Here is a 13862-nt window from a genome sequence, read left to right on the forward strand (position 1 = left end):
ATGAAAAAAACACTACTAATCACGTTATTAGGCTTAGCAATCATTGGTTGTAATGACCAATCTCAACAGAGTGCTTCCCCTGTTTCGAGTTCTGCGCAAACAGAGCAAGAAAAATACCCAGATCGCGTTTATGTCGGCGAACATAACTACTACGTAATGGAATCGGCAGTGACCAATGAGAATTGGGTAGCCGATGACAAAATAAAACCTATGCCGGGCAAGTTTCCTAAATACTATGTCTTTAATTCAGATGAATGGCCGAAGGAAGACATTAACGATGCTAGCTCTTATGACCTGCCGCGTTTTCAGTTTGCATGGGCGAATGATGGTGATCGTTACAACTTACGAATCTGGAGCATGAAAACGGATGGCACAGATTTACGCTTAGTGGTGCCAGATATCAAGGTTGATGGCATTGTGCTTATTCGACGTTCTCCTAACTTGCGCTATGTTGCCTGGATAGATAAAGGCACAGGCAAGTATGTTTATGACCTAAAAACGGGTGTAAAAACGCGAGTGATGGGATTAGGCTATCCTGGCATGGCTTGGTCAGAGGATAGCCGTTATTTGTATTTTCATACCATGGGCGATTTTGATAACGCTCGTTGGGATTCTGAAACAGGAGAAATTGAAGCGGTTGATTTTGGGGTTGGAAACGCGACTATCCTGAGAAACAATATGTCAATTAACCTAAGTTATTCAGGGGTATTTAAGAAGCAATTTAATAGCGATAGTTTCAAGCATATAAGTATTAAGCCAACAGGAAAAGTTAATCAGAGCGAGTGGTTGACGTTTCGTAGTATTAGCCCAACAGGTCGATATGCTTGGGGACAAAATAATCGGAATAGATTCTTTTTTGACATAGAGAATGAAACGGTCAAAAAGTACGATAAAACTGAATATGTAGGTTCGGGCATATTAGGAAAAGACGCTCGATTCAGTGCACATGACCGAGTGTCACGCATGACAGTCGTCGATCGCGAAACACAGAGAGGGTGGCAATGGTATGCGTTGGGTACTGGCGAAATAGGCGTTGACTCCAATATGAGCTTATACAATGGCTTAGCAAATGATGGTCTTTGGTTTAAGGGGGGTGAGTGATGGTCGACGTATGTACTTACGATAAACCAATGTATTTGCTTGGGGCGTATTTTCAAGGTGAAGATACAGGTTTGGGACGAGAGTTCAGTAATTGGAATACGGTGTCAGACTTAACCAGCGTAGATGAAGTAAAGAATGTTCGACCTCTCCCATTTACGCCAATACTAATAGATGCTCTCGCCCAAGACTCTGTAACTTTGCCTAGGTTCTGGGGAAGTGACCAATATGGTAGGCTATGTAACTTATCGTACTTAAGTGAAGCCATAGAGGGTGAATCACAAGTGCTACTTCGCCACAATAGCCCCATCACAACGATTGATATTAATCAAAGCTATGAGATGTTGTTTCCACCCACCAATTTGATTGGCCAATTAGCGCAAAATTCATCATCTATTACTGAAATTAAGGAAAGCGTAAAGTCTCTCTATACGAAAATGAATCCTGCGTTAAATAAGCCGAGGCTTTTTAAACCGTCAAAAATTTCCGTAAAACAACTTGCGAAGCCTTACACCCATGAGCATGGGCAGTCACTTACGCAAGAGGAGGAAAACTATAACCAATGGTATGCAGCTATTCTCTCATCTGACGTTGAGTTTATTGAAGGGTTTGTCGTACCCAGTGTAAATACCATTAGCATAGTGTTTAGCAGTGATATTTACATAGGCGCGGAAGTGTCATTAGTAAAATATCGCAGTACCCTTGGTAGTCAACAAGAAACGTCAGAGATCGTATTGGAAAGAGGTATCGTGAGACAGCCTACTTTTGACGATGAAAATCGAGGGTCACAAGCTTATAAAAACACTTTGCCATCTGTAACAATCAATTTACCATCGGTCATAAAGCCTGCGAAGTCTGTGTCAAGCACAGAAGATAATCACATAGTACTGGCTGATGGATTCTACGGGCTTAGAGTCCAATTCTTTGTTAAAGATTATTTAAAAGCGAATGAACGTCTTCAAAATGAAGTTCCTGAAGTTATCAAGTCTGGGCGACTCCAATTTGAACGGAATAAATCGTCAGCAGTCACGGGCGTAGCAGATCAGGATTGTTATACCTACGAACTGAACGAAAAGGTAACGTTTAAATCAATCAGTGGTTACGGAAAACTCGCCATTGTGTGCGGTGACATGATCTCTCTTGAAGAGTGTTTGTTTTATCAGTACCCCCAAGCATTACCCTCTAATTACAGCGAGTTGATGACAAAAACTGGTAAATCGGTTCCTCTCTCGGGAACAGGTGTCAATACACTCGGTTTAGCGTCAGCAATCAAAAAGAACGCGGAAAGTTTAGGCGAAGGTTTCCTAATGGGAGGGAATCCATTCTCAGAAAATCTGAAAGCGACAATGTTCAGTGTAGCTAAAGGCATCTGGTCGGACATTGAGCAACAAAAATTGCCTGATTTAATGACTAGCAGTGTTGCATTTGCTTTTGGCTTTTCAGCATTTAAAGAAAGCCGTAAAGAATTGACTAAAGCGATAAGGTTTGCCAATAAGGGGCTCGACTTTAATCAGGCGGCAGCCTTGGCGTTTCGTAAGAGTGGTATGAACATCTCTTTTATTAAGCGCGAACTCGATGTGATAAAAGCTAGTTTGATCACGGGTACATTCAGTGAGAACTCAACACGACTTGCGAGGTCATGGTTTAATGGCTCCGTTATGGAGAAGATGAACCGAGCATTTCCAATTCTTGAATCTGGCTCAAGCTTAGTGGACTTGTACGATTTGGTGCAAAAAGAAAACGAGCTTGAGAAGAAATCTCTCGAAGCCAAAGAAGATTTCGATGCGATATCTCATACCTACCTTCAATCTATTTCAGTTATTAAAGCGTATCAAGAATGGGCACAAGCGTTAGACGACGCTAAAAACGTGATCAATGGTAGCGATGGTGAGGAGATAGCTCACATAGTTGAGGACAGCCAAGGGTTAGCGATTCATATCAACTTTAAGTTCAACGAATGGCAACATGGCAATGAGCACGGCAAGCTCAGAACAGACATTAAACAAGTGTGTAAGAATTTGTCGCAATTGATGCTAGATAACCCAAGCTACAAGGTATCTATAGAAGGGCATGCTGGTAGGATTGGTTCTTCTGATGCGAACGATCTTGTTGCTGCTAATCGCGCAAAGACGGTTACCAATGCAATAACCTCCATTGACTCTAGCTTGGAAGAAAGGGTTTACACGGCGTCTTATGGAAATACTCAACCGCTTACGGCTGATAGTACCAAGAGCGATATGTCGCAGACCGGAGACAGTGCCCCTGCCGCCTTAGATCGACGAGTTGAAGTTCGATTGATTATTCCTAACTATCAAGTTGTTTTACCACCGAGCCGCAGCGGAATGGTGGAATTAGAGAAAGCACGCCAGTTGAAGCAAGCATTGGATGTTGGCTTAGATGATACGCAGAAGGCGCAAGTCGCGGCGGTGTTAACTACTCTTAGCGGGTTTGCGATGTTTACTCCACTAGCTCCGCTTGCTGCGGGTATTTTGTATCTAAAGTCCGGAGCAGAGCTAGCAGACTGTGCGTTATCTGTGTTGGACGAGCTCATTACTGAAAAAGCCTATTCTGACTTTAAAGGTCGTTATCAGAATATCGACCAACTAAACCAGTTAGGTAAAATCCATATCCGAGTTCTTCAACAGTACAGAGATTTAAAAGTAACGATTGAGCGCAGTGAGATAAAGACACGTGATGAAGTTGAATCTCACCTGAAGAATAAAGAAACAGTGCAAGAGCTGCAGAAACGATTTTTACTCCGAGCTCTTGCGCTTAATGGACTAGTGGAACTGCTTGCTCGAATTTCTCTTTGGAACCCGAATGTTTCTAAGTTGCAAGGGTTGCTTGAGGAATATCGCGTTAAGGACTACATCGATGTTTACGTTATCAATGATAACTGGGAGGCTCCGTTAAGTAGCTACAACACCATGGCTCAGAATTGGATACAACGAGTTAGGGATGATAAGTCAGGTGCAAGTGCTGCCCGCGCTTTTGCACAATCTTGGAAAAACGAACATTCGCCACAATTGTCACCTTTGTTGAAGAGAGCTCGTATCCAAGGGGAATTCAATAAAGGCTTCCCAGTTCAAGCTCGTTTATATCAGGGTGATGTAGACAATGGCTTTTCCGATTTCGCAAAAATGTTCGATAACAATGTGGAGTCGGTTAAATCGGACGATATCGGCTTCAGCCGTTTATTAGTTGACAGTAGAGGAGATGGGGTTTCTTGGAAGCCATTTGACGAGTGGCTTTCCCTAAACAAAACCAATCGAATTACGCCTTTTACACGTGTTAAGGTTCAGATTGTATTATCAAGTAATGCCTCTAAATCTAAGAAAAAGATATTTAAGACAACGCTGCAATACTGTTGTGAACGGTCGCTTTGGGACTTTAAAGGACCAAGCTTTGAAGTTCTGATGGCGCCGAGAAAAGCGGATGACTTAACCTTGTGCGGAAGCAACGATAAGCTAAAAAGTTATTTTGACCAACACGCAATTGAAGAACATCTAACATGTGTTGAGTTTGAGCCAACATATTGGTTCGGCGAGTATGAAATCCCTGGCCTTAAACCGTTGTACTCAAATTACGAGCTGCAAGACTTTGATAAGTGGAAACAAAGTGGAGAAGCTCGTTCAATGCAATACTATTTCACTGCTGATGGGAGTACGCTATCGCTAGCAGGAACTGACGAGCGGTTAACCATGTTTAACTATGGTGTCGATGATAATAATACCTATGGTAAGCAATGCCACCTGAATAGTGACGGTGAAGTTGAGGTCGATGGTCTACCTCTCGTTTTATACGATGGTTTGGCGAATAGGCAAGTAGTGATTAACGAATATGATTTACTCATCGAAGAGTTTGTTAAAAGTGCTTCTGCTAAAAAATCTGAAGGTATTGTACCGTATCTAAAAGGTGATGTTTCGAGCTTTAGTGCGGTTTCGAAAGGGAGTGGTTTTGAGTGGTTCGATGATAAAGCACCAAAATCCTCTGTACTTGATTGGTCTAATGATAAACCAGTTACTATTTATGTCGCTTTACTTTCCGAAGGCGGCGAAAAAGAGACATATAGGCGTATGATGGGAGAGAGCTATCAGGTACCAATGCGTTTATCTTTGTCGATTGAAGAACAAGAGTCGATGTTTTCAAAAGACACGACTGAAGGGCCGAGTTTCTTCGGTACACTGCTAGAAGTTGGTGAATATACTTATAAAAAAGAAGTCCCATCTCCTTATGCAAAAGTAGAAATCAAAGAGGTCAATTTCACTGATACTAACACCGAACTTGCATCTGGGTTGGGATCTTTTGTGAAAGAGTTTCAGGCGAAAGTTAATGCAGAACCCAATAGATACCTAGATCCATTTAGTGACCGTAGGACTCTGCATATCGTTAAGTTTGAGCTCAGATATACCTCTCCAACAGGACGAAGAGTTCCGACATTGAGACCGTTTGGTCCAATTTTGGACAAGAAAAAAGCCGTGTTTTTACCAGTGCATATTGCTGTCTCATCGTTATCACAAATGGGGCTTGCGCCGGATGTAGGTATCTATCCACTTAAACAGGCCCAAAAGCTGTCTGTTCAGGGTGGACAAGAATATAGTACAAAAGGTATGCCTTGGATGGAGATTGAGCGCGATGTTTCTCGAATGAATGATTCTGCGTTTCTCTATTGGCAGAAAGAGTTAGCGAATAACTCAACGAAAAGAAAAGAGTGGATAGAGGACTGGATCACCAAAGAGCCGATGAATGTATCTGCTCCCCTGCCGAAAACAGTATAAAAGAAAACCGCCTCCGGGCGGTTTTTCTTTTTTATCACTTAAAACAGAAGTTAAAATCTTCCCGTTTCCCCATCAACCCGCAGCAGAAATATCGTATTTCTTCATCTTGTGGTTGAGTGTACTTAAAGGTAAAGAGAGTTGCTCAGCGGCGCGTTTAGTGTGCCAGTTACAAGCATTTAAGCAGTCTAAAATGACCGTGCGCTCATATTGGCTGACCACTTCCTTAAGGCCCTTTGCCCCATCTTCTGAGTCATCGTGTACGGGTTCGTAAGAAGATTGCACTAAAGGTGGTGCTTCAACTTCAGCAGCTACGCTTACCTGTTCTTCTGGGAGCTGCTCACCAAACTCAATATGAGTAATGGTTTCGAAATCAGACAGCAGAACTGAACGCTCGATAATGTTCTTAAGCTCACGCACGTTCCCTGGGTATTGGTAGGCAAGGAGCTGTTTACGTACGTTGGCACTTAACCCTGGCGCTTGCGGCAAACCTAGCGTGTTGGTTGTGTGTTGCACGAAATGTTCGGCAAGGGGAATAATGTCCGACTTACGGGCTCTCAGGGGCGGCAATGTAATCGGGAATACATTCAAGCGATAGAACAAGTCGGCACGGAATCCGCCATCTTTAATTTGCTGCATAAGGTTACAGTGTGTTGCAGCGATTACGCGAACGTCGACTTCAATCTCTTTGCTGGTACCGATAGGGCGAACTTTGCGTTCTTGCAGTACACGCAGTAACTTCGCTTGTAATAGCATTGGCATATCGCCAATTTCATCTAGGAAAAGCGTGCCGCCGTTGGCTGCTTCAAACAAACCGACTTTGTCTTTGTCCGCGCCAGTGAATGAGCCTTTCTTATGGCCAAAGAGTTCTGACTCTAATAACTGCTCTGGGATTGCGGCACAGTTCTGTACGATCAAAGGCTGCTCTGAACGGTTAGAGTTTTCGTGAATGTATTTCGCGATCACCTCTTTACCGGCACCGGTCTCACCACGTAACAGAACGTCGACAGGAAGAGATAACACCTTATCAAGTCGAGCCAGTACGTTAAGCATTTCATCGCTCTCAGCAATAGGGCCTTGGTAGGTTTTCTGGGTGCGCTTTTTCAGTTGAGTGTTCTCACGTACAAGGGCTTGATTGTCTGCATTGAGATTTTTAATCACTTGCCCGTACTGCTCTAACCAAACTGCTTGGCGAATGTTACTTGCTGCCATTCGACAAAATTCAGTTAATGCGGCTTCGTTATCGATAACGCTTAAGTCCATTAGTACCAACAGACCAATGGTTTTCGTCTCGCTATCAATTAGAGGCCAAGCTAAAAGGTTTTCGCTTTTTAGCCCGAGTGTCTGCTCAGTTTGATAAATGCTTTCGCAGTCATAGCCGTTGTACTTATACAACTCGTTAATCAACACCACTTCACCATTACGAATAGCAAAGTTAAATGGGTCGTTCTCACTGGCTGAGTCTAACTGTAATGCTTCCCAAGGGTGGGAAACAATCGTTTTATCGTTATGGTGAGCGGTACTTGGAATCAACGCCTGGCCAGTCTGGTCCAAAACATAAATGATGCCATGTTTTGCGAGGGTCATTTGTCTCGCAGCGGTCAACACAGCATCCAATGTTTGGGTAAGCTGGCTGCGATCAGCCAAAGACTGACTGATCGCAAGTAGGGCGTTACTAAGTTCGCTATGGTTAGCTGAACGCATAGGTGAGAGTTCCTTGCTCATCGACAGAGACTGCGATTTGCGTGTGTGAATCATCCTTGTCGTGCACCAATAGCTGAGTCGATAGCTGAGGTAGCAATTGACGGTTGATCACTGCATCAATGTTGCGCGCCCCTGTTTCTGCAAGACGGCAGTTACCCAATACAAACTCAACTAAGCTCTCTTCGTAGCTCAAAGACAACTTATGGTGGCTTTGTAAACGCTGAGAAACTTTGTTCAGCTTGTGGTGAATAATTTCTGTCATTGCTTCATCAGACAGCGGAACAAACGGAAGCACAGACATACGTGCCAACAGCGCCGGTTTGAAGTGTTGGTTCAAAGTAGGGCGGATAGCTTCTGCGATGATGTTTGCATCGATGTCTTTTGATTGATGAACCAAAGATTCAATCTCATGCGTTGCAAGGTTACTGGTCATGATGATCAGCGTGTTCTTGAAGTCGATGGTTCGGCCTTCGCCGTCGTTCAGCGTACCCTTATCGAACACTTGGTAGAACAGGTTCAACACTTCAGGGTCGGCTTTTTCCACTTCATCAAGAAGTACAACAGAATATGGACGTTGACGAACCGCTTCTGTCAGCATGCCGCCTTCTCCGTAACCTACGTAACCTGGAGGTGAACCGATTAGGCGAGATACGGTGTGCTTCTCTTGGAACTCAGACATGTTGATGGTCGTCATAAAGCGCTCGCCACCAAACATTTGATCAGCAATCGCACGAGCTGTCTCGGTTTTACCCACACCACTTGGGCCAACCAGAAGGAATACGCCTGTCGGTGCGTCTGGGTTACCTAGGCCGGCTTTTGCGGTTTGAATGCCTTCAGACAGTGCATCGATAGCGTATTCTTGGCCTTTGATGCACTGTGTTAGGCTTCCTTTCAGTTTTAGCGTGGTTTCTGCTTCGTCTTGAAGCATCTTACCCATTGGAATACCAGTCCAATCCGAGATCACGTGGCTGACTTCATCTGGGCCCACTTCAAAGTGAACCAATGGATTGTCATTGCGGATCGCGTCTAACTGTTCTTGGCAGGCTGAAATCGCAATGCGAACCGCTTCTTCATTCATTTCTGCATATGGAGAAACGTCTTGATCTTGTTCTGAATCTTCGTCTGCAGCAAGCTCTTCTTCATTTGTTTCGCCAAAGACCAGTTCATGCAAGCGAGAGCGTAGCGCAATCATCTCTTGGATCTGCTCTTTTTCTTTGCGCCATTGCGCTTCTTGTTCTGCTAGCTCTTCTTTCGTTGTTTCCATTGCCAGTTTTAGGTCTGGAATATTAGCAAGGCTGTGCTTATCGCCAGTTTGCTGCAGAGCATCACGCTCAAGTGCTTCAAGCTCGCGCTGTTGAGCTGCAAGTTCTTGTTGCAGTGTCTCTACAGAAGCAGGAATGGCATTAAGGCTGATGTTCACTCGTGCACAGGCCGTATCTAGTACATCGATCGCTTTATCTGGCAGTTGACGACCAGATATGTAACGAGCAGAAAGTGCTGCCGCAGCAGTGATAGCATCGTCACGCACGTAAACGTTATGTGATTTTTCATAAGCAGGGCGCAGACCACGAATGATTAGTGCAGCTTGTTCTGGTGATGGTTCGTCAAGTTTGACTAACTGGAAACGACGTGCCAAAGCTGGATCTTTTTCGAAGTACTTTTTGTACTCAGACCAAGTAGTTGCTGCAATCGTTTTTACTTCGCCACGTGCTAGTGCCGGTTTTAGCAAGTTAGCTGCATCGCTTCCACCAGCTTGGTTACCACCACCAACAAGAGTGTGTGCTTCATCGATGAAGAGAATGATTGGTGTCGGGGAATTTTTTACCTCATCCAAAACGGCATTCAGACGTTTTTCGAACTCACCTTTTACGCTAGCGCCTGCTTGCAGAAGGCCCATATCAAGGCCATAAAGCTCAACGCCCTTCAAATTATCTGGCACATCGCCTTGTACGATTTTTAGTGCTAACCCCTCAACTACGGCAGTTTTACCAACACCAGGTTCGCCTACCGCGATTGGGTTGTTTTTACGGCGACGAGCAAGAATGTCCACGATTTGGCGGATTTCTTGGTCGCGGCAGAAAACAGGGTCGATTTCGCCTTTGCGTGCTTTACCAGTGAAGTCGGTTGTGAATTTGCTCAATGCAGATCCATCTTCACGTGCTTGCGTTGTTTCTGAAGTGGCCACTTGGGCTTCAATTGAATGGCTGGTGAGCTCTGCAAAGTTACGCTTTAGGCTGTCTGGGTTGACGGCTTCGAGGATCGACGCATAGCCGTGTTGTCCGTAGCGTAGTGGGTTACTGACTAAAGTAAGAAGTAGAGCACCGGATCGGATTTGTGTTTCGGAAAGATCTAAAGAAGAAACTAACCAGCTTTCTTGTAACCATTCGATCAGTAGAGCAGAAAAAACGGGTTTACTGCCATTGCCATTGGAATTGCTGTCGAGAGATGAACGAACTGATTGTCTCAATAAATTCTCAGAACAATCAAAATGACTTAATAAGACGTCAAAATCACTATTTGGCCTTTCTAATAGACTCAGTAGGTAATGCTCAATTTGAACTTCGTTTGCTTTTTCAGAGACCGCTAGCGCAGCAGCATCTTCTAATGCGACTTTAGCTATTGGGTGTAGACGTTGAATTAATGAAGAAAGATTTATATTAATCATGGTCATATTGTTAGTTAGAGAAAAGATATAGCCTACATTATACAAAAGTTAATATTTGTCTTTCTTTATTGTGATATTTTGCCTAGCGTTTTTTGGTGATTTTTATATGTTTAACAGGGTTTTTGATTGAAATAATAATCCCTTGTTTGTTTTTTAGAATGTAATTGCTGACATTTTTACTAAATGGGTAGTCTAATTGACTTATTTTTAAATAAAATTAGTGGTTATTTTCACTTTCTAGGTAAAATCAATTTATTATCATACTTGCTCAACTTTTTGTTTTTTTATCCAATAAGTTGTAATTAACAAACTAGATATTAATTGCGATTTTAATATAAGTGATTGTATTTTAAGTGTTTTAATAGTTGGCATGGAGTTTGAATAGTACTAACCAGTCGCGGTGATAAGCGATTTGGTGATTTAACAAATTTAGATTTTAAAAAAGGAAATAGCGATGCCAACTCCAGCATATATGTCTATCAACGGTGAAACTCAAGGTCACATTACTAAAGATACTTACTCTGCAGATTCTGTAGGTAACACTTGGCAAGAAGCTCACGTTGACGAGTTCCTAGTGCAAGAGCTTGACCACGTGCTAACTGTTCCACGTGACCCACAAAGTGGCCAGCCTACAGGTCAGCGTGTACACCGCCCAGTAGTTGTAACTAAAGTTCAAGACCGTTCTTCTCCGCTTCTGTTCAACGCACTTGTATCTGGCGAGAAACTACCTGAGTGTGTAATTCGTTTTTACCGCACGTCAGTGCAAGGTAAGCAAGAGCACTACTACTCAATCAAATTGATTGATGCTCTACTAGTTGATATTCAAACTCGTATGAACCACTGCCAAGATGCAGCAACGGCTGACCGCGTGACAGAAGAAGTACTTAAGTTCACTTACCGCGCAATTGAAGTGACTCACGAAAACTGTGGTACAGCGGGTAACGACGACTGGCGTGCTCCACGCGAAGCATAATCGCTTTTCGTGCAAAGATTCAGGGCCAACATTTGTTGGCCCTAATTCCATTATTTGTATCAGGTAAAAGATATGGTGAATGACGTAGAATTTAAATTTGAAGTGCCTGGATGTGGGCATGAATTTCGGGTCGAAAGTTTTCAGGTAACCGAAGAACTATCCAAACCTTTTCACATCAGTCTGTCATTACTTTCACTTGATCCAGATATTTCGTTCGATACTCTTATTCGCAAAGCAGGTTCGTTAACCCTTTATGGTCAAGGGGTTGGGGCTGCTCGTGTTTTTAATGGTGTCGTCAATGAAGTGCGTTACCTTGGATCTGGTCGTCGATTCTCTCGCTATCAGTTGGTGTTAGTGCCACAAGCTTGGTTCTTATCACAGCGCCAAGATTGTCGTATTTTTCAACAAAAATCAGCGTCAGATATTATTACCGAAGTTCTCGATGATGGCTCCGTTACAGATTACCGCCTTGAACTATCGGGTATGTATCCTGCCAAAGAATACGTCTTGCAGTATCGTGAGTCTGACCTTCATTTCGTACAACGAATAATGGCAGAACACGGTATGTGGTACTATTTTGAGCATACCGATACTAACCATACTATGGTAATTGTCGATAGCAACGATGCTATCCCTCCGCTTTTAAGTACTCCGTTGAACTCATCTTATCTAGGGCCAGTTGTTTATCACTCCGATGGTGGCGGTGTCGCAGATAGGGAACATATTACCGATCTCGAACTAGTGAATAGAGTGCGTACGGGTCAGGTAACCTATACCGATTACAACTACGAACACCCTAAAATTCCTCAGGAAATGACCAGTGCCGGTGATTTGGACCAGGACCTTAAGCAATTTGACTATCCTGGACGCTATTTTGACCCAGCCATGGGGCAGGTGAGAACGACAGAATGGATGTCTGAACAGATTGTAGATAACCAACAGGTAGAAGCAAGTAGTGATGTGATGCGCTTCGTGTCAGGTTATAGCTTTAACATTGATGAGCACCCTCGTGCTGAACTAAACCGTGATTACATCATGTTATCTGTTGTTCATACAGGGCAAGATCCACAAGTACATGAAGATGAGACAAGTGGTATGCCTACAACATACTACAACCATTTTTCATGTATTCCACGTGACGTGGTGTTCAAAGCACCGAAACTCTCGGCCCCGATAGTCGATGGCCCACAAACGGCAGTAGTTGTAGGCCCAGCTGGCGAAGAGATCTACACGGATAAGCTTGGTCGAATAAAAGTCCAGTTTCACTGGGATCGATATGGTGAGAATGATGAGAACTCAAGTTGCTGGATCCGTGTTAGTCAGTCGATGGCTGCACCAACCTGGGGTGCAGTATACCTGCCGCGTATCGGACACGAAGTTGTCGTCACCTTCTTAGAAGGCGATCCAGATCGACCACTAGTAACGGGTGCGGTATACAATGGCCTTCATTTTCCTCCGTACTCTTTGCCAGAGAACAAAACACGTACCACATTCCGCACTCAGACACATAAAGGGAGTGGGTACAACGAGCTAAGTTTTGAAGATGAAGCGAATCAAGAAGAAGTATATATCCATGCTCAAAAGGATATGTCGACAAAGGTACTTAACAATCGTTATCGAGATATAGGGCAAGATGAGTTCCTAAAAGTTGGTCGGCACCAAACAAATGATGTCCACGGTGATCATAAAGAAACCATTGATGGTCACAAAACGACTCAGGTTAATAGCACTTTCACTGAGACTGTTGAGCAGGATGTCAAGGTGACATACAACGCCAACGAAACTCAATATGTGAAGAATAACTCTGACTTAGAAATCGGAGACAACCGCACTACCAAGATTGGCAAAAATGACGATCTTGATGTAGGTGAGAACAGCAATTTAAATGTTGGTGCTTCGAAAAACTCTGATGTTGGTGCGGATGACAATCAAACGGTTGGTGGTAACTTAACGGTTTCTGTGAAAGGTAATACTTCGTACAAAGCTGATGGGGCAACGCAAATAATCAGTGGCGAAAAAATCGTATTGAAAACAGGAGGCTCCTCTTTGGTCATGAATAGTGATGGTTCAATTAAATTGACAGGCTCTGCAATCACCATTGAAGGCAGCGATAAAGTTGTAGTGAAAGGTGGCAACGTAGCGATAAATTAATGATGGAAAAACAACGTACTCATGTAGAAACCATCACCGAGCAGCAAGCCAAATCAACGGCTTGCTTTTCGCGTTTTGGAACCATAGTCGCGATTAATAAATCGACGAATAGTGTCCGAGTTGAATTTGAAGGTAACCCATTTAATCAGCCACTGACCGCACGATTGGGCCGGGCTTTTCGTAGCAGTGAGCTGCAAATGGCGATCGACAACCAACTGAGCTGTCGCATCGAATTTTTGAATGATGATTTGGGCTTACCTTTAGTGACGGACATTTTTTTCTCGATCCTTGAAGAATCAGAAGAGTTTATCTTGCGGGCTAAGAAAATGGTGATAGAGACAGAACAGGAGTTAATTGTCAAAAGTGGTGAAACGCAAACACGCTACAGCGGGCGTGATGGGCGGATTACAACCAAGGCCAAGTATGTCACTTCTCAAGCAGAAAAAGCCCAGAAAATTCAAGGTGGAACGATAGCTATTAACTGATAGCCATCGCA

Annotated in this window: 7 protein-coding genes; 5 read left to right on the top strand and 2 right to left on the bottom strand. The window is 43.6% G+C overall.

Annotated features, from left to right (window positions below; genetic code table 11):
- Together FCU94_RS04760 and FCU94_RS04765 are read left to right on the top strand one after the other, a co-directional pair.
- Entirely contained in the window at positions 1–1101 is a 1101-nt protein-coding gene (locus FCU94_RS04760; RefSeq protein WP_176287391.1) for a hypothetical protein, read from the top strand.
- Positions 1101–5876: an OmpA family protein gene (locus FCU94_RS04765; RefSeq protein WP_176287610.1), complete on the top strand. Its 4776-nt coding sequence runs from the start codon at positions 1101–1103 to the stop codon at positions 5874–5876. Before FCU94_RS04760 ends, FCU94_RS04765 begins: the two co-directional genes overlap by 1 nt.
- Positions 5877–5948: 72 nt before the next feature.
- On the opposite strand, the gene FCU94_RS04770 is transcribed toward FCU94_RS04765, so the two are convergent.
- On the bottom strand, positions 5949–7577 hold the full coding sequence (locus FCU94_RS04770) for a sigma-54-dependent Fis family transcriptional regulator (protein ID WP_176287392.1): 1629 nt from the start codon (positions 7575–7577) through the stop codon (positions 5949–5951).
- Positions 7564–10242, bottom strand: coding sequence for a type VI secretion system ATPase TssH (tssH, locus tag FCU94_RS04775; protein ID WP_176287393.1), 2679 nt, complete (start codon positions 10240–10242; stop codon positions 7564–7566). Before tssH ends, FCU94_RS04770 begins: the two co-directional genes overlap by 14 nt.
- Before the next feature lie 454 nt (positions 10243–10696).
- On the opposite strand from tssH, the gene FCU94_RS04780 reads away from it, so the two are divergent.
- From FCU94_RS04780 to FCU94_RS04790, 3 genes are all read left to right on the top strand, one after another.
- Positions 10697–11215, top strand: a complete 519-nt coding sequence (locus tag FCU94_RS04780; protein ID WP_004748728.1) for an Hcp family type VI secretion system effector — start codon at positions 10697–10699, stop codon at positions 11213–11215.
- Positions 11216–11287: 72 nt separating this feature from the next.
- The gene (gene tssI / locus FCU94_RS04785; RefSeq protein WP_176287394.1) at positions 11288–13366 is read left to right on the top strand and encodes a type VI secretion system Vgr family protein; all 2079 of its coding nucleotides are present in this window, start codon (positions 11288–11290) and stop codon (positions 13364–13366) included.
- Entirely contained in the window at positions 13366–13851 is a 486-nt protein-coding gene (locus tag FCU94_RS04790) for a hypothetical protein (RefSeq protein ID WP_176287395.1), read from the top strand. The genes tssI and FCU94_RS04790 overlap by 1 nt, the downstream gene beginning before the upstream one ends.
- Positions 13852–13862: the final 11 nt, after the last annotated feature.

This window comes from Vibrio sp. JPW-9-11-11, from assembly GCF_013369335.1.
Classification (GTDB): Bacteria; Pseudomonadota; Gammaproteobacteria; order Enterobacterales; family Vibrionaceae; genus Vibrio.

What these genes read in the sequence shown, in the direction of transcription:
- FCU94_RS04765 (WP_176287610.1), top strand. Translation starts at nt 1,101, where the DNA reads ATGGTCGACGTATGTACTTACGATAAACCAATGTATTTGCTTGGGGCG.
- FCU94_RS04790 (WP_176287395.1), top strand. Translation starts at nt 13,366, where the DNA reads ATGATGGAAAAACAACGTACTCATGTAGAAACCATCACCGAGCAGCAA.
- FCU94_RS04770 (WP_176287392.1), bottom strand. Translation starts at nt 7,577, where the DNA reads ATGCGTTCAGCTAACCATAGCGAACTTAGTAACGCCCTACTTGCGATC.
- tssI (WP_176287394.1), top strand. Translation starts at nt 11,288, where the DNA reads ATGGTGAATGACGTAGAATTTAAATTTGAAGTGCCTGGATGTGGGCAT.
- tssH (WP_176287393.1), bottom strand. Translation starts at nt 10,242, where the DNA reads ATGATTAATATAAATCTTTCTTCATTAATTCAACGTCTACACCCAATA.
- FCU94_RS04780 (WP_004748728.1), top strand. Translation starts at nt 10,697, where the DNA reads ATGCCAACTCCAGCATATATGTCTATCAACGGTGAAACTCAAGGTCAC.
- FCU94_RS04760 (WP_176287391.1), top strand. Translation starts at nt 1, where the DNA reads ATGAAAAAAACACTACTAATCACGTTATTAGGCTTAGCAATCATTGGT.